General features: G+C 64.8%; 17 protein-coding genes and 1 tRNA gene. 12 read left to right on the top strand and 6 right to left on the bottom strand.

The genetic code is table 11. The features are described from left to right. Nucleotides 1–16: 16 nt before the first annotated feature. A complete protein-coding gene (locus tag BMI87_RS10900; protein ID WP_078542599.1) occupies nucleotides 17–544 on the bottom strand; it encodes an SH3 domain-containing protein in 528 nt (175 codons plus the stop codon). 168 nt (nucleotides 545–712) lie between these two features. Here BMI87_RS10900 and parC point away from each other — a divergent pair, with 168 nt between their 5' ends. Beyond that, the gene (parC, locus tag BMI87_RS10895) at nucleotides 713–2,941 is read left to right on the top strand and encodes a DNA topoisomerase IV subunit A (RefSeq protein ID WP_078521356.1); all 2,229 of its coding nucleotides are present in this window, start codon (nucleotides 713–715) and stop codon (nucleotides 2,939–2,941) included. A gap of 132 nt (nucleotides 2,942–3,073) precedes the next feature. On the opposite strand, the gene BMI87_RS10890 is transcribed toward parC, so the two are convergent. Then, a complete protein-coding gene (locus tag BMI87_RS10890; RefSeq protein WP_078521354.1) occupies nucleotides 3,074–4,447 on the bottom strand; it encodes a cytochrome P450 in 1,374 nt (457 codons plus the stop codon). A gap of 167 nt (nucleotides 4,448–4,614) precedes the next feature. Between BMI87_RS10890 and tuf the strand changes: the two genes are divergently transcribed. The 4 genes from tuf (at nucleotide 4,615) to BMI87_RS10870 (ending at nucleotide 8,657) form a co-directional block, all read left to right on the top strand. After that, nucleotides 4,615–5,790, top strand: coding sequence for an elongation factor Tu (gene tuf / locus BMI87_RS10885; protein ID WP_078521352.1), 1,176 nt, complete (start codon nucleotides 4,615–4,617; stop codon nucleotides 5,788–5,790). Nucleotides 5,791–5,932: 142 nt separating this feature from the next. Beyond that, nucleotides 5,933–6,808 (top strand): alpha/beta fold hydrolase, encoded by an 876-nt coding sequence (locus BMI87_RS10880; protein ID WP_108722450.1) that lies wholly within the window; start codon nucleotides 5,933–5,935, stop codon nucleotides 6,806–6,808. Between the two features lie 123 nt (nucleotides 6,809–6,931). Next, on the top strand, nucleotides 6,932–7,600 hold the full coding sequence (locus tag BMI87_RS10875; protein ID WP_078521348.1) for a CatB-related O-acetyltransferase: 669 nt from the start codon (nucleotides 6,932–6,934) through the stop codon (nucleotides 7,598–7,600). A gap of 70 nt (nucleotides 7,601–7,670) precedes the next feature. Further along, nucleotides 7,671–8,657, top strand: coding sequence for a zinc transporter ZntB (locus BMI87_RS10870; protein WP_078521346.1), 987 nt, complete (start codon nucleotides 7,671–7,673; stop codon nucleotides 8,655–8,657). Nucleotides 8,658–8,667: 10 nt separating this feature from the next. On the opposite strand, the gene BMI87_RS10865 is transcribed toward BMI87_RS10870, so the two are convergent. Next, a complete protein-coding gene (locus BMI87_RS10865) occupies nucleotides 8,668–9,228 on the bottom strand; it encodes a type 1 glutamine amidotransferase domain-containing protein (RefSeq protein ID WP_078521344.1) in 561 nt (186 codons plus the stop codon). Nucleotides 9,229–9,391: 163 nt separating this feature from the next. On the opposite strand from BMI87_RS10865, the gene BMI87_RS10860 reads away from it, so the two are divergent. From BMI87_RS10860 to BMI87_RS10850, 3 genes are all read left to right on the top strand, one after another. Continuing rightward, nucleotides 9,392–9,467: transfer RNA gene (locus BMI87_RS10860), tRNA-Trp, on the top strand. Nucleotides 9,468–9,558: 91 nt separating this feature from the next. Next, a complete protein-coding gene (locus BMI87_RS10855) occupies nucleotides 9,559–12,045 on the top strand; it encodes a glycosyltransferase (RefSeq protein ID WP_168175199.1) in 2,487 nt (828 codons plus the stop codon). Then, a complete protein-coding gene (locus tag BMI87_RS10850) occupies nucleotides 12,042–13,211 on the top strand; it encodes a hypothetical protein (protein ID WP_146681579.1) in 1,170 nt (389 codons plus the stop codon). Before BMI87_RS10855 ends, BMI87_RS10850 begins: the two co-directional genes overlap by 4 nt. Here BMI87_RS10850 and BMI87_RS10845 read toward each other — a convergent pair. Beyond that, a complete protein-coding gene (locus BMI87_RS10845) occupies nucleotides 13,177–13,974 on the bottom strand; it encodes an ABC transporter permease (RefSeq protein ID WP_078521338.1) in 798 nt (265 codons plus the stop codon). The genes BMI87_RS10850 and BMI87_RS10845 overlap by 35 nt on opposite strands. A 225-nt stretch (nucleotides 13,975–14,199) precedes the next feature. Between BMI87_RS10845 and BMI87_RS10840 the strand changes: the two genes are divergently transcribed. The 3 genes from BMI87_RS10840 to BMI87_RS10830 all read left to right on the top strand — a co-directional run bounded on the left by BMI87_RS10840 (nucleotide 14,200) and on the right by BMI87_RS10830 (nucleotide 18,799). Further along, nucleotides 14,200–15,279, top strand: a complete 1,080-nt coding sequence (locus tag BMI87_RS10840; protein ID WP_078521336.1) for a hypothetical protein — start codon at nucleotides 14,200–14,202, stop codon at nucleotides 15,277–15,279. Between the two features lie 5 nt (nucleotides 15,280–15,284). Then, the gene (locus tag BMI87_RS10835) at nucleotides 15,285–15,938 is read left to right on the top strand and encodes an ABC transporter ATP-binding protein (RefSeq protein WP_078521334.1); all 654 of its coding nucleotides are present in this window, start codon (nucleotides 15,285–15,287) and stop codon (nucleotides 15,936–15,938) included. A 134-nt stretch (nucleotides 15,939–16,072) separates the two neighbouring features. Continuing rightward, entirely contained in the window at nucleotides 16,073–18,799 is a 2,727-nt protein-coding gene (locus BMI87_RS10830; RefSeq protein WP_078521332.1) for a DUF4214 domain-containing protein, read from the top strand. On the opposite strand, the gene BMI87_RS10825 is transcribed toward BMI87_RS10830, so the two are convergent. Then, nucleotides 18,796–20,193 carry a phosphomannomutase gene (locus tag BMI87_RS10825; RefSeq protein ID WP_078521330.1) on the bottom strand — a complete coding sequence of 466 codons (1,398 nt, stop codon included), beginning with the start codon at nucleotides 20,191–20,193 and terminating at the stop codon, nucleotides 18,796–18,798. The two genes, BMI87_RS10830 and BMI87_RS10825, sit on opposite strands and share 4 nt — an antisense overlap. A gap of 145 nt (nucleotides 20,194–20,338) precedes the next feature. On the opposite strand from BMI87_RS10825, the gene BMI87_RS10820 reads away from it, so the two are divergent. Beyond that, a complete protein-coding gene (locus BMI87_RS10820; protein WP_078521328.1) occupies nucleotides 20,339–21,406 on the top strand; it encodes a DUF2793 domain-containing protein in 1,068 nt (355 codons plus the stop codon). A 3-nt stretch (nucleotides 21,407–21,409) separates the two neighbouring features. Here the strand turns inward: BMI87_RS10820 and BMI87_RS10815 are convergent, their stop codons facing one another. Beyond that, on the bottom strand, nucleotides 21,410–23,779 hold the full coding sequence (locus BMI87_RS10815; RefSeq protein ID WP_078521326.1) for a glycosyltransferase: 2,370 nt from the start codon (nucleotides 23,777–23,779) through the stop codon (nucleotides 21,410–21,412). Between the last annotated feature and the right edge of the window lie 102 nt (nucleotides 23,780–23,881).

Below are 23,881 nucleotides of genomic sequence, written 5' to 3'. Positions count from 1 at the left end.
GGCAGGCCGCTTTAGGTCAATTTGCCGGGCGCAGGTACTTCTTCGAGACCCAGCCTTCGGTGCCGTCGCCCTCGATCTTTACATTCGCCCAACCGCCGATTTCGGCCACGACGAGCACTTCGTCGTTCTTGCGGACGCGGTCGATCACGCTGTCGCTGGTGGACGGGCCGGAGCGCACGTTGAGCGCATTGGCAGACACGCTCCAGAGCGTGCCGCCCTCGACTTTCGGCGCCGAGGTGTCGCGATATTCCGGCGACGGTTTGAGCTCGGGGCCCGGCATCCGCGCGTTCGGCGTGACGCGGGTGATCAACGAGGCTTTCTCGATCTTCGGCGTGTTGGCTTGCGATGCGGCGGCAGCCTTCGCGACAATTTGAGGAGCTTCGCTGGCCGAAAGCTCTTGATTATCGCTCGCGGCGCGTGAGACCTGTACGGTGTCATTCGACGTGGCCGCAGAGGCCTGTTCGACGTTCCCGGGAACGTCGCGTCCGGCGATGGCCATAACGGCGTAAATACCCGCCAAAGTGGTCAGCAACAACTTGCCCATGATCAACCCCCTGATTCCGATTGGCAGCTGGGGAAGCGTGAAAATATTAACACGATTCTCTCTGCTCTAGGTCGGTGAAATTCCGCCGACGGGGGAAAAGTTCCATGGAAATTCCTATTCCTGCTTTTCCCGCTGGACCGGGATCGGGCGCGGCTTTAGTAAATCCGCATGAGCAGTGACGAAGAAAATCCCCTCTCCACCAGTTCCGAACCGCTGAGCCGCGCGATCGGCGAGCGCTATCTGACCTATGCGCTCTCGACGATTATGCACCGGGCGCTGCCCGATGCGCGCGACGGGTTGAAGCCGGTGCATCGGCGCATCCTCTTCGCGATGCGCGAGCTGAAGCTGTCGCCGACCGGCGGTTTCCGGAAATCCGCGAAAATCTCGGGCGACGTGATGGGGAACTACCACCCCCATGGCGATGCCGCGATCTACGACGCGATGGCGCGTCTCGCGCAGGATTTCGCGATGCGCTACAAGCTCGTCGACGGGCAGGGCAATTTCGGCAATATCGACGGCGATAACCCGGCAGCTTCGCGTTACACCGAGGCGCGTCTTGCCTCTCCGTCCGAGGCGCTTTTGCAAGGTCTTGCCGAAGACGCAGTCGATTACCGCCCGAACTACGACGGCACGCTGACCGAGCCGGTCGTGCTGCCCGCCGCCTTCCCGAATCTGCTGGCCAATGGCGCAAGCGGCATCGCGGTCGGCATGGCCACGAACATCCCGCCGCACAATCTCGGCGAGCTGGTCGAGGCGCTTTTGGAGATGATAAAGCGCCCCGGCATCACCGATGACGAGCTGGTCGAGCATATCCCCGGCCCCGATTTCCCGACCGGCGGTGTGCTGGTCGAGCCGCCCGAGAATGTCCGCGACGCCTATCGCACGGGCCGCGGCGCGTTCCGCCTGCGGGCGCGTTGGGAGAAGGAGGAGCTGGGTCGCGGTCAATGGCAGATCGTCGTGACCGAGATCCCCTATCAGGTGCAGAAATCCAAGCTGATCGAGCGTCTGGCCGAGGTCATCCAGACCCGCAAGGTACCCGCGCTGGCCGATGTGCGCGACGAGAGCGCCGACGATATCCGCATCGTGCTCGAGCCGAAATCGCGCACCGTCGAGCCTGAGATGCTGATGGGGATGCTGTTCAAGAACTCCGATCTGGAGGTCCGGTTCTCGCTCAACATGAACGTGCTGATCGACGGGCGGGTGCCGAAGGTCTGCTCGCTCAAGGAGGTGCTGCGCGCCTTCCTCGATCACCGGCGCGAGGTGCTGCTGCGCCGCTCGCAGCACCGGATGGACAAGATCGATGCGCGTCTCGAAGTGCTCGAAGGCTACATCATCGCCTTCCTGAACCTCGACCGGGTGATCGAGATCATCCGCTACGAGGACGAGCCCAAGGCGATGCTGATGGCCGAGTTCGAGCTGTCCGACGTGCAGGCCGAAGCGATCCTCAACATGCGCCTGCGCAGTCTGCGCAAGCTCGAGGAAATGGAGCTCAAGCGTGAGCGTGATGCGCTGATCGAGGAGCGCTCGGGGCTGGAAGACTTACTCGCTTCCGAAAAACTGCAATGGAAGACGATCGGCGGTGAGCTGAAAGACATCGACAAGAAATTCGGCCGCAATGCCGAGGGCGGCGCGCGACGCACCGGCTTCGCCGAGGCCGGCGAGGTCGAGGAAGTGCCGATCGAGGCGATGATCGAGCGTGAGCCGATCACCGTGATCCTGTCGAAGATGGGCTGGATCCGGGCGATGAAGGGCCACAACGCGCTCGATGCCGAGGTGAAGTTCAAGGATGGCGACGGGCCGATGTTCGCCATGCATGCCGAGACCACGGACCGGATCGTCGCGATGGGCTCGAACGGTCGTGCCTATACCGTGCTGGGCGCGAATCTGCCCGGCGGGCGCGGCATGGGCGAGCCGCTGCGGCTGATGGTCGATCTGCCCAACGAGGCGGAGGTGACGCATCTGCTGCTGCCGAAGGCGGGCGAGAAATACCTGCTGGCCTCCTCGGATGGCGACGGCTTCGTCTGTCCGGGCGAGGAGCTCGTGGCGCAGACTAAATCGGGCAAGCAGGTTCTGAACATGAAGGGCGCGGCGAAAACCACCGTCTGCTCGAAGATCGACGGCGACACGGTTGCCTGCGTCGGTCAGAACCGCAAGCTGCTGGTCTTCCCGCTGGAAGAACTGCCCGAAATGGCGCGCGGCAAGGGCGTCCGGCTGCAGAAATACAAGGATGGGGGGCTGAGCGATGCGAAGACCTTCACCCTGGCCGATGGTCTGAGCTGGAAGGACCCGGCTGGCCGCACCCGGACCGAGACCGATCTCGCCGAATGGACCGGCAAGCGGGCCTCGGCGGGCCGTATGGCGCCGCGTGGCTTCCCGCGGGATAACAGGTTCACCTGAGGCTTTGCCTGAGGGATCGTCCGGGCAGGCCCGGGCGATCCGGCAGGGGACGCTGCCCCCTCTTGCCCTGTCGGGCAATTCACCCCCGGGATATTTTCGCCAAGGCGAAGGGTGAGTGTTTGCTCTCGCCCGTCACGCGCGCTCCGCTGTCAGCCAGATGCCGCCCTTTGGGCGCGTGGTCAGGATCATCTCCGGCACAGGCTCGCGCCCCGGCACGGCGGTGAAGCGGAACCGGGCGAGGAGCGTGGCGAGGATGATCTGCGCCTCCTGCATCGCGAAGCCTGCGCCGATGCAGATCCGCGGCCCGGCCCCGAAGGGCAGGAAGGCGAAGCGGTCATGCGTCGGATTGGCGAAACGGTCCGGGCGGAAGGCATGCGGGTCGTCCCACAGCGCGTGGTGGCGGTGGAGCGCGTAGATCGGCAGCATCACCGTGTCGCCCGCGCGCACCTCGCGCCCCAGAAGCGTGTCGGGTTTGCGCGCCGTGCGCGACAGGAAGCCCGCAGGCGGGTAGAGGCGCAGGCTCTCGTTCACGATCTGCGCGATGAGGGGCATGCGGGGGAGGTCGTCGACGGTCGCTGCGCGCGCGCCAAGCGCGGCCTGCGCCTCGCTGCGGGCGGCCTCCTGCACCTCCGGGTCGAAGGCGCAGAGATAGAGCGCCCAGGCGAGCGTCAGCGCGGTCGTCTCGTGGCCTGCGACGATGAAGGTCAGCAGGTTGTCGCGCAGCTCGGCGGGGCTCATCTCGCGGCCGGTTTCGGGGTCCTGCGCGCCATCGAGCAGGTCCAGAAGGTCGGGCACAGCTTTCGCCTCGCCCGCGCGCCGGGCCTCGATCGCGCGGTCGGCATGGCGCTTGAGGTCGCGCACGACGCCTGAGGAGATCACCCGATGCGGGCGCGGCACCCAGGCGGGCAGGGCGAAGAGATCCAGAAGCGACACCTTCGCCGTCTGCGCGATATAGGCGTCGATCGCCCGATGGATCGCGGCACGGTCGAAGCCCTCGTCGCCCGAGAAGGTCACGTCCGAGATCACCTCGAAGGTCGCGGCCACCATTTCCTGATGCAGGTCCACCGCGCGGCCGGTATCGGCGGCGATGCTGATACGTGCGGCAGAGGCCTCCGCTGCGGCGCCCATGACGGGGGCGAGCGCCTCCATGTTGCGCGCGGCGAAGACCGGAGAGGCGGCGCGGCGCTGCCAGCGCCATTCGGCCCCTTCTGCGACGAACAGCCCTTCCCCAACGGCAGGGCCGAGAATGAGTTTGGTCACCACCGATTTCGGATAATCCTCGACGCGCGTCTTGAGGATGTGGCGCAGGCTGTCGGGGTCCATCACCATATGCCAGCGCGCCCCGGTATTGCCCGAGATGATCGGCGCATGGGTCGCCAGTTCCGGTATGATTTCCAACAGGTTGCGCCGCGCAGCGCGGAAGCTCGCGAAGATGCCCAGCGGATGCTCGGCAAGGGGCGCGCGGGCCGGAAGGCGGTGGGTGTCGTCTGTCGCAGCGTAATCCATGGAGAGATGGTAGTGCGGCGCCGGTCGCCGCCCAAGGGAAACCGCGAACACAGACAGGGGAAACCCTGCATTCCGGGCTTGATTTTTCCCCGCCAGCGCAATAGGTAGCGCGCGATATTGACTCGGGCTCGCTGCTAGCGGCCCCCTAACCAGAGGCGCCCCGCGAGATGGCAAAGGAAAAGTTTGAACGTAACAAACCGCACGTCAACATCGGCACGATTGGCCACGTTGACCACGGCAAGACGACGCTGACGGCTGCGATCACGAAGTATTTCGGTGATTTCCGCGCGTATGACCAGATCGACGGCGCGCCGGAAGAGAAGGCCCGCGGGATCACGATCTCGACCGCGCACGTGGAATACGAGACCGAGTCGCGTCACTACGCGCACGTCGACTGCCCCGGCCACGCCGACTACGTGAAGAACATGATCACGGGTGCAGCGCAGATGGACGGCGCGATCCTGGTTGTGAACGCAGCTGACGGCCCGATGCCGCAGACCCGCGAGCACATCCTGCTCGGCCGTCAGGTCGGCATCCCGGCGATGGTCGTGTACCTGAACAAGGTTGACCAGGTCGACGACGAGGAGCTGCTCGAGCTCGTGGAAATGGAAGTTCGCGAACTTCTGTCGTCCTACGACTTCCCCGGCGACGATATCCCGATCGTCAAGGGTTCGGCTCTGGCCGCGATGGAAGGCCGTGATCCGGAAATCGGCGAGAACTCGATCCGTGCGCTGATGGAAGCTGTCGACAGCTACATCCCGACGCCGGAGCGCGCCGTGGACCAGCCCTTCCTGATGCCGATCGAAGACGTGTTCTCGATCTCGGGCCGTGGTCCGGTTGTGACCGGCCGCGTCGAGCGTGGCGTGATCAACGTCGGCGACGAACTGGAAATCGTGGGTATCCGCGACACCTCGAAGACGACCTGCACGGGCGTCGAGATGTTCCGCAAGCTGCTGGACCGTGGTGAAGCTGGCGACAACATCGGCGCGCTGCTGCGCGGTGTGGACCGTGACGGCGTCGAGCGTGGTCAGGTTCTGTGTAAGCCGGGTTCGGTGAAGCCGCACACCAAGTTCGAGGCAGAAGCCTACATCCTCACCAAAGAGGAAGGTGGCCGTCACACCCCGTTCTTCGCGAACTACCGTCCGCAGTTCTACTTCCGCACGACGGACGTGACCGGCACCGTGACCCTTCCCGAGGGCACCGAGATGGTCATGCCGGGCGACAACCTGAAGTTCGAAGTCGAACTGATCGCTCCGATCGCGATGGAAGACGGTCTGCGCTTCGCAATCCGCGAAGGTGGCCGCACCGTCGGCGCCGGCGTCGTCTCCAAAATCATCGCGTGATCCTCGGATCATAGCGATTTGCGAAGGGCCGCCCGGTTGGGCGGCCCTTTTGCTTTGCGTGAAGGGCCTGTGCGGGTGGTCGTAATTGCGGGCATGTCGCGCTAGGTCTTCTGCGGGCGGACCATGGGGGAGGATGCGGGACATGGCAGAGGCAACTGCGGCACGCGAGTGCCATTGGGATGTGGACGGGCTGCGGATCTCTGGGCGGGCCTGGGGGCCCGAGGACGGTCTTCCGGTCTTGGCACTGCATGGCTGGATGGATCATGCGGACAGCTTTGCCGCGCTCGCGCCGCGGCTCGAGGGTTGCCACGTCGTCGCGCTCGATCTGAGCGGGCAGGGCCTGAGCGGGCATCGCGCGGCCCATGCGAGCTACAATATCTGGGACGACCTGCCGCAGATCCAGCGGGTGCTCGACGCTCTGGGCTGGGAGGACTGCGTGCTGCTGGGCCATTCGCGCGGCGCCAATATCTCGGCGCTGCTGGCGGCGGCGATGCCGGAGCGGGTGCGCGGGGTCATCGCGCTCGATTCGCTGGTCCCCGAGCCGGTGGCGCAGGATTTCGTCACAACCCTGCGCGCCTATCTGACCGAGGTGCCAACGCAGGCGGCGCGGCCCGCGCGCAGTTTCCCGACGCGTGAGGACTATATCGCGCGCCGCGCGGGGCAGGGCAATGCGCGCGCGGTGGCCGAGGCGCTGGCGGAGCGTGCGCTGGAAGAAGGTCCGGAGGGCTGGCATCTGCGCGGCGACCGGCGGCTGTTCGCGAGCTCGGCGGTGAAGCTCGACCGCGACGATGTGGAGGCGGTGCTGCGGGCGATCCGGGCGCCGGTCCTTAACATCTGGGCCGGGGACGGGATCCGGGCGCAGCGCGAGGGCACGGCGGAGCTGGCGCAGTGGGGGGGCGAGCTCATCGCCGATTACGAGAGCAACGAGATCGCGGGCGACCACCATTTCCACCTCGACCCGGAGGCGGCGGAGCAGATCGCGGAGGCGGTGAAGGGCTGGCTTGCGCGCAAGCTGTAAGCGGGCGGCTGGCGCGGCCCCGTCGCTTGCGCTAGACTGATGAAGCGCATGATGGAGGCTCCGATGGACAAGACCCTTTTCTGATCCCGTTTCCCTGAAACTCTGATCGAGAGAGGTCTCTCCATGTCTGCCCATCCGCTGCCGCGGCGCTTTCCTGCGCCCGATACCCGTAATCCCGTTCTTCTGCCCGATGGCACGCCGCATGAACCGACCGTGTTCCTGCAGGCGGTGATCGATCATCCCAATATCGAGGTCGGTCGCTATGCCTATTACAGCCCGCTTGCCCCCGTGACGGACGCGGCGGCGGAGCTTGCGCCCTACCTTTATCCCGGCTGCCCCGAGCGGCTGGTGATCGGGCCCTTCGCGCAGATCGCGCATGGGGTGCGCTTCATCACCGCCTCGGCCAATCATCCGATGGGCGGGATCACCACCTATCCGTTTCGGATTTTCGACATGGAGACGGCCGGGAAATATCTCGAGGAGAATGCCGCGATCGGCGACACCGTGATCGGGCCGGATGTCTGGCTCGGCTTCAACACGATGGTGATGCCCGGTGTGCACATCGGGGCGGGGGCGATCGTGGCGGCTGGCTCGGTTGTCGCGCAGGATGTGCCGCCCTTTGCAATCGTCGCGGGCAATCCGGCGCGCGTGGTGCGGTCCCGGTTCAGCCCCGATGAGATTGCACGATTGCTCGATCTGGCGTGGTGGGACTTGCCGGTGGAGGCGATCCAGAGGGCGTTGCCCGCGCTGGAGGCAGGGGATGTGGCGGCGCTGGCCGAACACGCGCCTTGAGCGAGAGGCTTGCCGCTGCGCGCAACGACGCTAGGCTCTGGGCAACGCTACGATTTCTCCCGGAGCCCGAATGACCAACAGCCCGATCCTCTTCTCGCATATCCTGACGGGTGCGCCCGATCCCGACGGGCCCGCCGACATCGTCGAGGCGTTGCGGGACGAGCGGCTCGCCTGGGCGCATCTGGACGGGACGCATCCGCAGGCACAGCGCTGGATTCGCGAGGAGCTGGATTACCTCGACCCGCAGGCGGTGGAGGCGTTGCTCGACGTCGATACGCGCCCGCGGATGAGTCAGATCGGCGAGGGGCTTCTGGTGATCCTGCGCGCGATCAACTTCAACGAGGGCGAAGACCCCGAGGATATGGTCTCGCTGCGGATGTATCTCGACCGGCAGCGCATCCTGACGATTTCACGCAAGCGGGTGCGCGCGATCGAAGGGATGAACGCGGCGATCCGCGACGGCAAAGGGCCCAGCGATGCGGGGACCTTCCTCGTGCGACTGACCGAGGATATCGTCGGCAATATCGGGGTGTTCCAGACCGAGTTGGACGAGCGTGCCGAGGCGTTGGAAGATCAGGTCTATGGCGGGCAGGCCGATCACATGCGCCGCGACGTTCTGGATTTGAGGCTGCAGGTGATCGCGGCGCGGCGTTACCTCGCGCCGCAACGCGAGGCGTTGATCCGTCTGACACAGGCGGCGAGCCCGATCATCGACGAGGTCACGCGGCGCGAGATCGAGGAAGAAGCGCTGAAGATGACGCGGATTTCGGAAGATATGGACGAGCTGCGCGATCAAGCGCAGGTGCTCCGCGAAGAACTGTCGAGCCAACTCTCTGACCGGGTCAACCGCAACACCTTCGTCCTGTCGGTCGTCTCCACGATCTTCCTGCCGCTCGGGTTTCTTACCGGTCTGTTCGGGGTCAACATTGGCGGGATGCCGGGGCTGAACTCCGACAATGCGTTCGATTATCTGGTGGTCGTCTGCGTGGTGATTGTCGCCGCGCAGTTGATGGTCATGGGCCTCCTGCGCCTCTATTCGAAGCGCAGGAAGCGGTAGTCGCGCGCGATCAGGCGGCCTCGCGCATGTGGCGGCCTTCCTGCACTTCCTCGATGATCTTGGCGACGAAATCTTCCAGATCGTTCGGGTTGCGCGATGTGACGACGCCATTGTCGGACACCACGGATTCGTTCACCCAGTCGCCGCCGGCGTTTTCGACATCGGTGCGCACCGAATGATACGAGGTCATCTTGCGCCCCTTGGCGATGCCGGTCTCGATCAGGAGCCATGGCGCGTGGCAGATCGCGGCGACGACTTTGCCTTGGTCGTAGAAGCTGCGCAGCAGGTCCAGCGCGCTTTTCTCGACGCGAAGAAGGTCGGGATTGATCTGACCGCCGGGGAGAACGATCGCATCGTAGTTGGAGGCGACGACGTCGGAGATCTTGCATTGGACCGAAACGGTCTCGCCCCAGTCGGTCTCGTCCCAGCCGCGAATGTCTTCGCCATTGAGCGAGGCGAGGTCGATTTTCGCGCCGGCCTCGGTCAGCTTGTCGCGCGGAACGGTCAATTCGGCTTGCTCGAAACCGTCGGTAGCCATGATCAGAATGCGGGCTTCGGAAATCTTGGGCATTTGCTTTCCTTTCCTTGAGGCGCAGTTTGCGCAGGTTCGGAAGAAAAACGATCTGCGCCCGGCATGCGTTCCACGGCGATTTCTTCGGCGGGGAAATGCGAAAGATCGGTGGAAAGGCACTTGATTTCGGTCGCGTGAGACTTTAGCACCCACGCCACGGCCTAGGGGTATAGCTCAGTTGGTAGAGCATCGGTCTCCAAAACCGAGGGTCGCGGGTTCGAGTCCCTCTGCCCCTGCCAGCCGTTTCCTGAAAATTTACGTTTGTTCGCGTAACGTTCCCGAAGTGGCGTCCTCTGACGCCGGTTTTGGGCGCTGTCGCGAGGAACCGTCGTGCTTGGCAGAATTTTCCGTGTCTTTCAGCGATATGTGGATGCGAATCTCCGGATTTCGCGAAGGGTGCCGGATCTGGGGCCGCACGCGGCGGCTCGGGGGCTGCATGTCACGCGCTACGATTTCCGCGGCAACCGCCTTCGTCTGGAAGGCCGAATCGATGCGTGTGAGCTGATTTTACGGTTGGGGAGCGTGGCGCAGCGCTGCGCGCTCGAGCCTGATCCATCGGGGCTGGCGAAGTTTGCCTTTGACGTGCCTTTCTGGCCCGACAAGGTGGAACTGGCCATTCCCGATACGGATGCCGATGGGCAGGGTGAGGAAAGCTGGGTTTTGCCGCCGATTGGCAGGGTTCGCCTCGCATGGGGGCAGCTGCGCATCGCCCCGGTGTTCCTGTGGCGAATCGCCCGTCATGCTCGCGATATCTGGCGCTGGCGAAACCACGACGACGGTGCCGCGGGGATTCGCGTGAAATCCGCGCTCGGTTTCGTGGGGCTGTCGCGGGGCGTGACCCTGCCGTCCGACCTTCTCCGCGGCTCGTCGCCGACTGAGCCGCCCACGTTCCCCGGGATCGTGATCGTGTTGCCGGTGTTCAACGCGCGGGCGCTGCTGCGCGAGGCGCTCGCCCGCGTCGTGCAGCACACCGATCTCGACTGGCATCTGATCGTGATCGAGGATCGCTCGACCGATCCAGAGATGCGGCCGTTTCTGCGCGATTGGTGTGCTGGCCGGGCCAATGTGACGCTTCTGGAAAATGACGCAAATCTCGGCTTTGTCGCATCGGTTAATCGCGGGTTCGGGGCGGCGCGCAGGCACTTTCCCGAGCGCCCCGTAGTCTTGCTGAATTCCGATGCCCTCGTGCCCGCGGGCTGGGCGTCGCGGCTTGTTGCTCCGCTTTCCGATCCGCAGGTTGCAAGCGTCACACCGATGTCGAATGACGCGCAGATATTGTCCGTGCCGACAGCCGGAGCGCGGAGCGATCTGCCGCCCGGGGCCGTCGATCAAATCGACGCCGTCGCCGCGCGCATGAATCCTGTGCAGGCGCGCGCCGAACTACCGACCGGGATCGGCTTTTGTATGGCGCTCGCACCGCGCTTTCTTGCCAAGCTTCCGCAATTCGACCCTGCGTTTGGGCGCGGCTACGGGGAGGAGACGGATTGGTGTCAGAAGGCGCGGCGGCTCGGCGGGCGGCATATCGGGATCGGCTCGCTCTTCGTGGAACATCGCGGTAGCGCCTCCTTCGGCGCGGCAACGCGTCGAAAGCTGCTCGACTGCAATCAGGCGACGATCGAGAGGCGCTATCCAAGCTATCCGCGCGCCGTCGATCGGTTCCTCGCCAGCGATCCGCTTGCGCCCCCGCGTTTCGCGCTCGCCCTGGCCCGAGCGGGAGCACTGCAAACCGAGCCGATCAAGATATGGCTCGGACATTCCCTCGGCGGCGGTGCGGAGATGTGGTTGCGCAAAGAAGTCGCCTCGGAGCTTCGCGCCGGGCGGCGGGGCATCGTTCTTCGCGTCGGCGGTGCCGCGCGCTGGTCTATCGAGCTTCACGACCCGCTCGGTTTGAGCACGATCGAGACATCGGATCGCGCGGTGGTGCTATCCCTGCTGAGGCTTCTGCCGGATCGCCACGTCATCTACTCCTGCGGCGTCGGACATCCGGCCCCACTTGAGATTCCTGCGTTGCTGACGGACCTATCCGCGGGACAGCGGCTCGATATCCTGTTTCACGACTACTTGCCCCTAAACGAGGCCTACACGCTCCTGCGTGCGCCAAACAGCTTGCGCGAGATCCCCGAATACAACGGCCCTCGGGCCAAGTCTCGAAAGCCGTCTCAGCGCTCTTCGACCGACGATCTGTCGGATTGGGAAAGCGCTTGGGGCGCGGCACTGACCAGCGCAACGCGATTGCAGGTTTTCTCGCGCAGCTCCGCAGAAATTGTGGCTTCGGCCCGCCCCGACCTCGTGCATAAGATCGAGTGCAAACCGCATGATGTGGCTCGGCCTGCGCCTCTCATCCATATGCCTCCTAGACCCCGGACAGATCGCCGCGCTGCGGGCTCTGTTGTCGGCGTGCTTGGTCATATCGGCGTCCACAAAGGTGCCGCAGTTGTCGAAGCTCTGGGCGAGACCTTCGCCGCCAATGGCCGCGCGCGGCTCGTGCTGTTGGGAAGTCTCGATCCGCGGTTTCATTTGGGCACGCCGAACCACGTCCACGGCCCATTTGAGCCCACAGATTTGCAGATGCTGATCGCACGGTACGGAATTGAGCGATGGTTCATCCCATCGCTCTGGCCGGAGACCTTTTCCTTCACCACGCATGAGGCGCTCGCCACCGGCCTGTCCGTGTATTGTTTCGACCTCGGCGCTCAAGCTGAAGCGGTCAGAGCCGCCGGCGCACAGGGCGGCGTCTTGCCGGTGCCATGGTGGCCATTGGATATAGACATCGATTGTCTCGTCGGGGCGCCCGCTATGCAGCGGCGGGTGGCATGACGATCGAAGACAGTCATGCGATTTTCCATATAGGGGCCCCGAAATGCGGCAGTTCGGCCCTTCAAGCAGCATGGAGCGCGGAACCGGACCGGCCGTCGCGCACAGGTTTGCGTGTGCGCTATATCGGTGCGGTGCGGGTGGGCGGCAAACTTATGCCGTTGCGTGGCGGGGCCGTGCGCCGCGCTGCCGCGTTGTCTCCCTATGGCTATGTCTCGATGCCCGATCCCGGCCGGGAGGTCGTGGGGAAAGCTCTCGGCGATTTCGTCTTGCGCGAGATCGCACGCGCGCGGCGGCGCGGCTATATCCCGTTCATCTCGAATGAGGGCTGGATTCGTCGGCCCGATTTCTTCACGCGGCTACTTTCTGACCTCGGCCATCCGCCCGTGACCGTGCTGGCCTTTCTGCGTCCGCCCCTAACGTGGATGAACGCGGCGTTCTGGCAATGGGGTGTCTGGAGCCGGCCCCGCTTCGACGATTGGCTTTCGTCCCGCCGTGTCCCGTTCAGCTTTGGCGGAGATCTCGCAGCCTGGGCGCGCATTCCCAACGTAGGACTGCAGGTCGCGCCAGCAAAGCAGGATGTGGTCACCTTCGCCGACGCTTTGCTGGGAACGCCGGGCAACGCAATCGGACCATGCAACAGCACGGGCAGCGCAGCACAGTTTGGTTTTTTGCTGCGCAATCGCCGTTTTCGGCCGGACAGCCATCGCGCGGAGATCGAGTTTGTATTGCAACGGCAAATGGCGAACGGCCCCACGCTGCGCCGCGCGTGGGCGATCGCGCCACGCCACGTCGAGACACTGCAGCGGCTTGCACAGAGCCATCGTCGAGAGCTCGAGCGCGTCTTACCCGCCGTACAAGCGGAGCAAATATTCGATGACCCGCTCTGGACGGCGCCATATCCGTATCATCCTGAAATAGAGCGCGGCCCGGCGCCACTCGATGATCTCGATGAATTGTGCGCGTTTGCGGGAGGGCTTCTTTCAAAGCCGTTGTCTGAGGGTGCCCAGCTTGGTGCACTCGACGAGTCTATAGCGGAGCGGCTCGGTAACCTTCTGCGCGCGGACCGTTCCCTTCGGTGGCGGACCGCGCTCCTTGGAGCGCCGCGAGATCAAACGCCGCGGCCCAGATCGTTCACCTTGCGAGAAGATCCCGGTAGTTCGTCCTGAGGGCCAAAAGGCCAAGGGCCAAGGCCACGAGCGATACGCCGATGACGTAGAACGCAGAGAGATAATCGGGCTGATAGGTCGGGAAAAAGCCGCGCCGCAGATAGCCGATCACGTGGACCAGCGGGTTAAACCAAAGGGTATCCGCGGCCCAGCGCGGCAACTGGTCGGTGAGAAAAAAGACTCCGGAAATCAGGAACATCGGTCGCATCAGGGTCGACCATATCTGCTGCCAGACCGGCGCGCGCAGAAAGAGGTAGCAGTTCAGGGTGCCGATCCCGAAGGACAGCAGTACGGCGAGACCTGCTGCTTCGAAGATACGCAGCGGATCCGGGCTCGCGCGGGTGTCGAACATCAGGAGGCATCCGTGAAGGACGAGGTAGGAAACAACAAGTTTCGTCAGGGCATTCAGAGCGAGCCGTGCGATGAGCGCGTCGACAAAGCTCACAGTGGGATAAGCGAGGAGCGCGCGCGAGTAGGTGAGGGCATTGGCGACCTTCGACTGTACGTCTGAAAACAACATGAAAGGCAGCAACCCCGTCGCGTAGAAAAGGGCGAAACTGGCCCCGAGCGGCGGGGCGTGAAAGGTCAGCGAAAAGAACAGCGTCAACAGGGCGACGCCGCCGATCGGCTCGAGCAACGCCCAAAGATAGCCCCCCGGTGAGCGACCGTAGCTTGCCGACATCTCGCGCAGAATAAGCGCGCCGATGGCGCGGAGCGCCGGGAAGGACCGGGCAGGGATGCGCGCCGCGCGGGAGGAGAACATTTCGAGCCTCGTTTACCGGTTTTCAATTCGGGTCGTGTTCACTGGACCCTGACGCGACCGATAGTGGAGCCAATTGTGAAACACGCGGTTAACGAGCCTGCGCAGGCGATACCCGTCCTCGCAAAGGGGGCTGGGTTGCGCGAAGTGCCAGTGCCGCTCCGGCCAGTGCCGAGCGCATACGCGCCTCCCGCACGCAAGGCGCGCTGGCGGCGGCGGCATCAGACTGTGGCGTTAAGCTTCCTGGCGCTGGTGATCGCGCCGGTTTTGGTGGCGGCCTATTATCTCTATGCGCAGGCGGCGGATCAGTTCGTTTCACGCGTCGGCTTCACGGTGCAGCGGGAGGAAATGGCGCCGGCGCTCGATCTTTTCGGCGGTCTGTCCAGCCTGTCGGGCGCGTCTTCGAGCGACACCGACATTCTCTATGAATTCATCCAAAGCCCGAGCCTTGTTGCGCAGATCGACGACGCGCTCGATCTGAGGGCCATCTGGTCGCGCGATCGATCCGATCCGGTCTTCGGGCTTCCTGGCGACGCCACTCTCGAGGAGCTTGTCGCCTATTGGAACCGCATGGTTCATGTGCGGCACGGGGCGGGCGCGGGGCTGCTCGACATCGAGGTGCGTGCTTTCGATCCGGGCGCGGCACAGCGGATCGCGCAGACCTTGATGGCACAAAGCTCTGCGATGATTAACCGGCTCAGCAACGCCGCGCGCGAGGATGCGATTCGCCATGCGCGCGGGGAGTTGCGGCGCGCCGAGGCGCGTCTGACGACGGCGCGCACGGCGCTCACCACTTTCCGCAATCGCCACCAACTGATCAGTCCGGAGATGGATTTGCAAAGTCGGGCGGGGGTTCTGGGGTCGCTGCTCGAACAGCAGGCGCAGGTGATGATCGAGAGTGATCTGCTGCGCGGCACGGTGCGCAGCGGGACGGACCCGCGGTTGAAGCAGGCGGAGCGGAGGCTTGCGGTGATCGAGGACAGAATCGGGGCGGAGCGACGCAAGCTCGGGATCGATGGCGGCTCCCAGGAAGAGGCTTTCGCGAGCATCGTCGGCGAATACGAGCGGCTTATGGCGGAGCGCGAATTCGCAGAGCGTGCGTATGCGGCGACGCGCGCAAGCTATGACGCGGCTCAGGCCGAGGCGCGCCGGAAAAGCCGGTTTCTTGCAACATTCATGGCGCCGACCCTTGCCGAAAGTGCCGAATATCCACGGCGGGAGACGCTTCTAGCGCTGATCGCGGGTAGCCTCGTTTTGCTTTGGGCGATTGGCATCCTGGTGGGCTACGCGATCCGGGACCGTCGGTAACGGCGATGATCCGGCTGCAAAACCTCAGCAAGAGTTTCCGCGTCCCCGGTGGCGAGAAGGTCGTGGCGCGCGATATTTGCGCGAGCTTTCCAAGCGGCCGATCCGTCGCCTTGCTAGGGCGAAACGGGGCCGGAAAGTCGACGCTGCTGCAGATGATCGCAGGCACCGCGCGGCCCGATCGGGGACGGGTGATCACGCGGGGCAGCGTGTCGTTCCCGGTGGGCTTCGCAGGGTCGTTTCACAATGATCTGACCGGCGCGCAGAATTGCCGCTTCATCGCGCGGATCTACGGGGTGGACACCGATGAGATGGTGGCTTTCGTAGAGGCGACCGCCGAGCTTGGGGCGCATTTCCGGATGCCGCTGCGCAGCTATTCTTCCGGGATGCGCGCGCGATTGGCGTTTGCGGCGTCGATGGCGATCAGCTTCGACACCTATCTCGTCGACGAGATTACGGCGGTCGGCGATGCCGCGTTTCGCGAGAAGAGCGCAGCCCTGTTTCGCGACCGGCTGAAAGACGCCGGGGCGGTTGTTGTCAGCCACTCGATGAACCAGTTGCGCGAGATTTGCGATTGCGGCGCGGTGCTGGAGCGTGGGCGGCTTGAGTTTTTCGACGATCTCAACGCCGCGATTGCCTGCCACGAACGCAACATGCTTTGAGTTGGGCGCTGTGAGCCGTCGCATTCTATTAAAATATTGAGAGAAAACCCTTTTTAGGCCGCTTTTCCTCCGCGCTCCGTGCCCAGCCACGCCTCACATTTGAGACAGTGTGAACATGGAAAGCGGAGGTGACTATGCCTCAATTAACACCGGTCGCGACTGTTACGAATGGCGCGGAAAATTTCCTGACGTCGATCACCGACCTGCTTCTAGTGCAGGGCGAGACGGGGCCGACGCTCTATTCGATTTCCAATGCGCCGGGCGGTATCTCGCAGATCCCGCTGACTGCGCGGCTGAATTCGAGCGATCTGGCTTATCTGAGCGAGAGTGCGGGGCTGGATGCAGCCGGGACGCTGACCGAGATTTCGATCGACGGCAGCCCGGCCTTGATTGTGACTGGAGCGGCTTCGGGTGCGTTTCAAGCGGTCTGGCTGAACCAGAATGACGGCGGAATCAGCGATGTGTTCACGCTGCCGGGGGCGGTCGCGCCCGGTGCGGTGCTTGCGATCGCGCCGCTGCAACTCGACGCGCAGAGCTTTTTCGTCGGGGCCCTGTCGCATGGCAGCGGGCTGCACGTCTGGCAGATGGGGGCCGGAGGCCGGATGACCGAGATCGCGCAGGGCATCGCGGGCGAGGTCTGGTCAGAGAATGACGTCCATGCGCTCGACACTGTCGAGATCGAGGGCGCGCAGTATATCCTTGCGGCTTCGGTGACGGATAATTCGCTGACCACGCTCGCGCTCGATACGCAGGGACAGCTGCAAATCGCCAGTCAGATCGATGCGCGCGACGGCCTTTTCATCAACACACCGAATTCGATCGAGACGATCCAGGTGGGCGGACAGGCCTACGCGCTTCTGGGGGCCGCGGGAACGAGCTCGATCTCTGTCGTGGCGCTTGGTCCGGGCGGGCGGATGGCGGTCACCGATCAGATCAATGACGATCTGGGCACACGGTTCGACGGCGTGACGACACTCGAAACCGTGACGATGGGCGATCAGGTCTATGTGCTGGCCGGAGGCGCCGATGACGGGGTCAGCCTGCTCACGCTGCTGCCTGGCGGCAAACTGGTCCAGATCGGGACGTTGGCAGACGGGCTCGAGACCGCGCTGTCTGATCCGGCCGCGGCGGCGATGATCGCCGATGCGACCGGGCTCGATATTTTCGTGGCGGGAGACGTGCCCGCGAGCGTGAGCGACCAGGGGATGGGGACCAGCCATATCAAGGTGGAGTTGGGCCCTGCCGGTCTGGCGCTGAAGCTTGGCGATGGCGGCGATAGCGTAGACGGAGGCGTCGAGAACGATCAGATTTCCGGTGGCGCTGGCGATGACCAAATCCGTGGCGGGGCGGGGGCGGACATTCTGCAAGACGGCGCTGGCGCGGATTCCCTCTGGGGCGGCGAGGGGCAGGATGTGTTCGTGCTCGACGCGGATGGGCGCACCGATTTCATCATGGATTACGAGCCCGGCATCGATCGGCTCGACCTCTCGAGTATGGCGTGGTTCTACACCAAGGAGGCTTTGGACACCGCCCCGACCGCGACGGGGGCGGATATCCGGATCGGCGACGAGCGGGTGATCGTGAATACCGCGGACGGCTCAAGCCTGAGCGCTGCGGACTTCGAAACCTCGGAGCTGCGCGATCTGTGGCATACCGCGATCAACCCGCTCGAGGTCGGCGATATCCACAAGGAAGGTACCGCGCAGGGCGATCTGATCGACGGGCGCGGCGGCGATGATCTGCTCGTCGGCAATGACGGGTCGGATATCCTGCAAGGCATGGCGGGCGATGATCTGCTCAATGGCGGGCGGATCGATCGCAGCTACGACCCGTTCGCGGCACAGGTGTTCCGGGTCTATCAGGCGACGCTTGACCGGGCGCCCGATGGGAACGGTCTGCACTATTGGACGGACCTTCTGTCGAGCGGCGCGGTCGAACTGCAGGAGGTTGCGGATCGGTTCATCAACTCGCCGGAATTCCAGTCGAACTACGCGGAGACGAGCGACGCGGAGTTCCTGACGCTGCTTTACCAGAATGTTCTGGATCGGGACCCCGATGACGGGGGGCTGACCTATTGGCTCGACCAGCTGGATCAGGGGGTAAAAAGTCGGGAGGAGATTGTTTTGGGATTTTCGGAAAGCCCGGAATTTCGGGATTCGACAGAGATCGACACGCTCATGCTGAGCCATGCCAGTGCGCAGACGGATTTCACCGATGACGTGTTCCGTTTGTATCAAGCGACGCTGGGGCGCGAGCCGAACCTTGGCGGGATGATGTATTGGAGCGAGATGCAGGCGGACGGGATGGAGTTTCTCGATGTCGTCTCCGGCTTCGTCAATTCGCCCGAATTCACGTCGACCTATGGCAATCTCGACGATGCCGGTTTCGTCTCGCTTCTCTATCAGAACGTCTTGGGGCGCGCGCCGGATAGCGAGGGGCTGACATGGTGGGTCGATCAGCTCGACAGCGGGGGCTACACCCGCGAGAAGGTGGTCGCCTCATTTGCGCAAAGCCCCGAGATGATCACCCAGACGGCGCAGCCGCAGATCGATTGGTTCCGCTCTTTCGGCTTCGAGGATCAACTCGATGGCGGCGAGGGGTACAATCTGCTGCAGGGCGGTGCGATGGCGGATCAGTTCGTCTTCCGCGCCGATGAGGACGGGCATCACGTCATTATCGACATCGAGCCCTGGGATCGGCTGAGCTTCGATGGCTTCAACTACAGCTCTGCCGCCGAAGCCCGCAGCCATATGGTCGAGGCGGGCTCCGGCGTGACCTTCACCGATCAGGGCGTCACGGTCGAGTTCATCGATGCCGATCTCGGCCTGTTCACCGACGGGATGTTCGACGTCTCGGGCTAGGCGAGTTCAGTTCGTAGCGCTTCAAGATAGCGCGCCACGAGGGCCTGTGCGCGCTCCGGTGTTGCGGCTTCGGCATAGCAACGGCATTCGGGTGCGTTGCCCGAGGGGCGTAGATGGACGATCTCGCCCGAGGGGAAGGTCAGGCGCAGCCCGTCGGTGCGGTCGATCTGTTCGGCCGGGACGAAATCGCTGAAGAATTCCGCCCGGGCGGTAGGGTCGTCAGCAAGGCGGTCGATGAAGTCGCGCGAGCGGTCCGTCGGGACTTCGGCGACCCGGTCGGCCGCCGTGAAACGGGCGGGAAGCTGGGCGACAAGGCCGCTGAGGGCGGTGCCGGCCTGTTTCGCTGCGACGAGCGGCGCGATGATCGGCAGCAGGCAATCGCGCGTCGCGAGCGGCGCAATCGGCCCCGCTGGACCCGTCGCGGTGAAGCCCAGGAGGAAGCCGCCATTGGGCTCATAGCCCACGACCTTCGCGGCGGGATCGGCATCGCGCGCGGCCTCCATCGCGGCGATCACGAAGGGCGAGCCGATCTTCGTGCGATGGATGCTGTCGAATTCGGGCATCGCATTGACCATCGTATTGGCGGAGACCGGCGTGCAGAGGATTTTCGCCCCGAGAAGCCGCGCGGTCAGCGCGCCCAGCACGTCGCCGGGGATCAGCGTGCCGGTCTCGTCGCTCAGCATCGGACGGTCGGCATCGCCATCGGTCGAGATAACCGCATCGAGCTGGTGTTCGGCGCACCAGCGTTGCAGGGTTTTGCGGGTCTCGGGATCGACCGCCTCGGTGTCGACGGGGATGAAAACGTCGGAACGTGCGAGTGGCACCGCGGTCGCGCCCATCGCCTCCACTGCGGTGACGAGGATGTCGCGCGCGACCGAGCTGTGCTGATAGACGCCGATGCGCAGCCCTGCGAGGGCGTCCGCCCCGAACCCGTCGACATAGCGCGCGATGTAGCGTGCCGCGCTGTCCGTCCCCGGGATTTCGGGTCCCGGTTTTTCGGCTGCGGGATGGTCCTGACCGAGCCGGTCGAGAATCGCGGCCTCGTCCTCTTTGGCGATCTCGCCATGCGGGACGTAGAATTTCAGACCGTTGCGATCGGCGGGAATGTGGCTGCCAGTAACCATGATCGCCGAATTGCCCGCGCCCATCGAGGCAAGCGCCAGAGCGGGCGTGGGAAGCGCGCCTTCGCGAATGGCGGTGAGGCCAGCGGCGTGGATCGCGGCGATTACGGTCTCAGCGATTGCGGGGGAGGAGGGGCGCAGGTCCCAGCCGACATGAACGGCTTCGCCCTGTGGGCAGGCCGAAATGAAAGCGCGGGTGTAATCGGTGACCAGCGCATCGTTCAGTTCGGTGACGAGGCCGCGTAGGCCGCTGGTGCCAAATTTCGGTGCCATATGTCCTCGAATGCTGCGCCGTTGAAATTGGGCCGAACCTAGGGGGAGGGGGGCGGACAGGCAAGCACCGTGCGCCGCTCTCAAACACGGTTAACGCCGGGTTCCTATCGTCGGCCTCCATCGCAACCCAGCGCAGGAACTCCCGATGTCCGATCAGACCGCCAATTTCGCGCTGCCGCTTATCCTTGGCAGCCAAGCCCAGAAACACGTCACCCATAACGAGGCGCTGCAGCGGCTCGACGCGCTCGTGCAGCTTGCGGTGATTTCGCGCAGCGTGACCGAACCGCCGCTCGGTCCGCCGGAGGGGGCGCGGTATCTGCTGCCGACCGGGGCGCTGGGCGTATGGGCGGGGCAGGACGGGGCGCTTGCGATATTTGCGGCCGGGGCGTGGCAATTCCTGACCCCGCGTGAGGGCTGGCGCGCGTTCGTGCTGGATGAGGCGGTGGAGCTGGTCTTCGCCGCGGGCGCTTGGGACGTGCCGCCGTTGCCGGAGTTGAGTCAGCTCGACGGGGTCGGGATCATGACCGGCTATGACGCGGTGAACCGGCTTTCCGTCTCGGCGGAGGCCACGCTTCTGAGCCACGCCGGGGCAGGCCATCAGCTCAAGCTGAACAAGGCGGCGGCGGGCGAGACGGCGAGTCTTCTGTTCCAGTCGAACTGGTCGGGCCGGGCCGAGATGGGGGTGGCAGGCAGCGACGATTTCGCAATCAAGACGAGCGCGGACGGTGCGACTTGGTTCGAGGGGCTGCGCCTCGATGGCGTCACGGGGCGCGCGGCCATGCCGCAAGGCGCGGTGATCGACGGGGCGCTGACGGGCAGCGGTGTCGTCGGCACGGTTGCGCAGGTTGGAGGCGTGTCGACGGGCGCCGTTATCGAGCAGGGCAGCACCGCCTCGGGTGATTACATCCGCTTTGCCGATGGCACGCAGATTTGCTCGGCGCAGGTGAGCCTTGCTTATGTCGCGGATTGGGTGCTCAAGCAGGACTGGGCCTATCCGGCGCAATTCGCGCAGGCGCCCTGTCTGAGTGTCGCGCTCGATGCGGACAGCCTCGCGGCGGGCAGTGCCATTGGCGCGGGCGCGATCTCTTTCGCGGGTGTCGAGGGCGTCACAAGTTCGGGCGCGCGCGCCGTGGTCTATCCCGCGAATGGCGCGAGTTTCCTCAGCGGCGAGAGCTGCGATCTGAGCGTCACCGCAATCGGGCGCTGGGTGTGACGCTCACTCGGCGGGGCGGGCGAGCGGTTTGTGCGCCCCGTCGAGCCGGGTGAAAATCTCGGACAGGCGGGCGTTGTAACGCGCGGCAATCGCATCGGCAGAGAAGTGGCGGCGCACGAAGGCTTCGGCCTGCGCCGCCTTTTTCTTGCGCGCGTCCGGTTCGCTGCGTGCCGCGCGGAACTGGGCGACCGCGGCGGCGTGATCGGGCTCGCCCCAGTGCATTCCGGGCTCGACATAGAGATAGTCCTGCGGCGCGACCTCGACCTCGGACGCGGGCACGAGCCACGCAGTGTCCTCGTCGCAGAATTCCAGATTGCCGGAATAGCCCGTGCACAGGACCGGCACGCCAAGCGCCATCGCCTCCAGCATGCCGAACCCCCAGCCCTCGGAGCGATGCAGCGAAACGTATAAGTCAGCGCCGGCCATCAGCTCAAGCACCCCGGCGTGATCGAGCGTCCCGTCGAGCAAAGCGATGCGCGGGTCGGCCGCGACGAGCCGGTCGATTTCGGCCCAGAGCGTAGCCTGCGCCGCGTCGCAGACATGACCGCGGTTCTGCGTCTTGATCAGCAGGCGCACCTCCGCGTCCTCGGCGAAGGCTTCGCGAAAGGCGTGGATTGTGCCGAGCGGGTTCTTCCGTTGCACGAAGGAGAAGCTGTCGAAACTGGCGAGGCAGACGAAGCTTTCCTCGGGCCAATCATTGCGTTGGCGCAGGGCGCTGCGCGCGTGGGCGCGGTCGATGGCGGGCGGTTCGGGATAACACATCCCGACATTCACCACCGGCGTGTCGGTCTCTTTGCGGTAAATCTCGGCGCAGTATTCCGAGGGCACCCAGACCTCGTCGACAAGGTCGAGCGCGAGGTGATGGCACGCCGGGGCGCGGTCCAACTCCCAATGCATATAGGCGATGTTGTAGGCGTCGGAGTAGTTGTCGGCGTCGAAGGCGAAGGCAGGGGGGACCGCGTCGCCATTCAGGTGCAACAGGTTGATACGCGCGGGGCGGGGCGCAGCGGTCTTGGCGCCGTCTTGCGCGGGCGTCGGGTTGTCGCGCGCGCTTTCCACCGCGTTGAGCGTGACGTCGCAGCGGGACAAAATGTCATGCGACAGCCGCGTCGATTGACCCAACCCGGAGGCTTTCGCGAAGGGGCCGTGGATCTGAACGTCGACGGCTGTGCCTTCGGGAGCGGGGCGCGTGGCGGCGGCGATCCGATGGCCGTCGGGCGTGCGCAGGAAGGACATGCTCTCGAGGTCGAAGCCCTTCTCGCGCAGCGCCGCAGCATAGCGCGCGCGGGTGATCGGCGGGCCGGGATGCAGTTGCGAGCAGACATCCGAGAGGCGGCCACCTTCGAGCAGCGTCTTCGTTTCACTGCGGGGCAGGAACAGCAGGATCTCGGGCCGCTCGACCGCAAGGATCATCGCGAGCACATGCAGCATCCGGCGGTGACGCTCGGTCTTCGGCGAGAATTGCGCGAGCGGCGGGGTCGCTTCGCGCAGGGCCAGAAGCCCGCGGGTCATCGGCCAGGGGCTGGAGCCTTTCGTCTCTGCCAGCGTCTCGATCAGGCTGTCGGGGAGAAGGCAATCGCCGAACCCGAGCGACGGGGCATCGCGGAGCGCCCATGCGGATGCTGCGTCCGGGTCGCCGGTCTTGCCGAAGAGGTCCATCGCGCGGCTCGGTCCGCCGGGGCGGGTCTGCGCATTGAGCCAGTCGATCGCGGCGCGGCTCAGTGGGATCTGCTGAGACGGATGCTGCGCGGCGTAGCTGTCGAGATACCAGCGCAGGATGTCCGACACTGCCGCATCGCTGCCATCGAGGGGGAGTTCCTCTGCCACGCCCGCGCGATGGCGCGCGTAATCGATGTAGGAAAAGAGAGGCGCGGGCAGGTCTTCGCCATGCGCGGACCGCGCCGCGAAGAGCGGTTGCTGCGCGGTCAGATCGCGCGTGTCCGTCTGTGCGGTGGACGCGGCGCGCAGCGTGATGATCGGGCCATGCATATAGCGATGCAGGGCGTCTTTCTCTTTCGGATGCGGTGTCGCTTCGGGGTCGAAGCACAGCGTGGCGATTGGGCCGCTGCCGGGGATGTGGAGGCTGATCTCGCCGCCCGCGGCCTCTTGCAGGGCCGCCGACAGCGGCAAGGCGAAGCCGTGATTGCCCGCGCCGATGCCAGCCTGTGCAAGGTCGGCGCGAAACATCGCCGCGCGCCCCGAGATGAGCCGCCCGGCATTGCAGTGGATTTCGATGTCGAGCGGAGTGCTATCGCCTTTCTTCGCGATCCAGCCGATCACCCTCCCGTTCTCGATCCGCTCCAGCGCTCCGCGATAGCCGCGCAGGCGATGGAGCAGTGAGACGGCTGACGGCGGCGGAACGAAAGTCGACATGCAATTCCTTGATGAATAACAACCTTTGGTAGAGTCGCCCTAGTCGATTGCGTGACAGTCGCAACCGTCTTGCGCCGCCCGAGATGCCCCGCACGGCGCGAC

Origin of the sequence: Thioclava sp. F28-4 (assembly GCF_002020045.1) — a bacterium.
Lineage (GTDB): Bacteria > Pseudomonadota > Alphaproteobacteria > Rhodobacterales > Rhodobacteraceae > Thioclava > Thioclava sediminum.
The sequence above is the reverse complement of the archived record's forward strand: the minus strand, read 5'-3'. Positions and strand labels throughout refer to the sequence as shown.

Bases quoted from the DNA above. Each gene is read 5' to 3' on its own strand.
- BMI87_RS10900 (WP_078542599.1), bottom strand. From the start codon at position 544: ATGGGCAAGTTGTTGCTGACCACTTTGGCGGGTATTTACGCCGTTATG.
- parC (WP_078521356.1), top strand. From the start codon at position 713: ATGAGCAGTGACGAAGAAAATCCCCTCTCCACCAGTTCCGAACCGCTG.
- BMI87_RS10890 (WP_078521354.1), bottom strand. From the start codon at position 4,447: ATGGATTACGCTGCGACAGACGACACCCACCGCCTTCCGGCCCGCGCG.
- tuf (WP_078521352.1), top strand. From the start codon at position 4,615: ATGGCAAAGGAAAAGTTTGAACGTAACAAACCGCACGTCAACATCGGC.
- BMI87_RS10880 (WP_108722450.1), top strand. From the start codon at position 5,933: ATGGCAGAGGCAACTGCGGCACGCGAGTGCCATTGGGATGTGGACGGG.
- BMI87_RS10875 (WP_078521348.1), top strand. From the start codon at position 6,932: ATGTCTGCCCATCCGCTGCCGCGGCGCTTTCCTGCGCCCGATACCCGT.
- BMI87_RS10870 (WP_078521346.1), top strand. From the start codon at position 7,671: ATGACCAACAGCCCGATCCTCTTCTCGCATATCCTGACGGGTGCGCCC.
- BMI87_RS10865 (WP_078521344.1), bottom strand. From the start codon at position 9,228: ATGCCCAAGATTTCCGAAGCCCGCATTCTGATCATGGCTACCGACGGT.
- BMI87_RS10850 (WP_146681579.1), top strand. From the start codon at position 12,042: ATGACGATCGAAGACAGTCATGCGATTTTCCATATAGGGGCCCCGAAA.
- BMI87_RS10845 (WP_078521338.1), bottom strand. From the start codon at position 13,974: ATGTTCTCCTCCCGCGCGGCGCGCATCCCTGCCCGGTCCTTCCCGGCG.
- BMI87_RS10835 (WP_078521334.1), top strand. From the start codon at position 15,285: ATGATCCGGCTGCAAAACCTCAGCAAGAGTTTCCGCGTCCCCGGTGGC.
- BMI87_RS10830 (WP_078521332.1), top strand. From the start codon at position 16,073: ATGCCTCAATTAACACCGGTCGCGACTGTTACGAATGGCGCGGAAAAT.
- BMI87_RS10825 (WP_078521330.1), bottom strand. From the start codon at position 20,193: ATGGCACCGAAATTTGGCACCAGCGGCCTACGCGGCCTCGTCACCGAA.
- BMI87_RS10820 (WP_078521328.1), top strand. From the start codon at position 20,339: ATGTCCGATCAGACCGCCAATTTCGCGCTGCCGCTTATCCTTGGCAGC.
- BMI87_RS10815 (WP_078521326.1), bottom strand. From the start codon at position 23,779: ATGTCGACTTTCGTTCCGCCGCCGTCAGCCGTCTCACTGCTCCATCGC.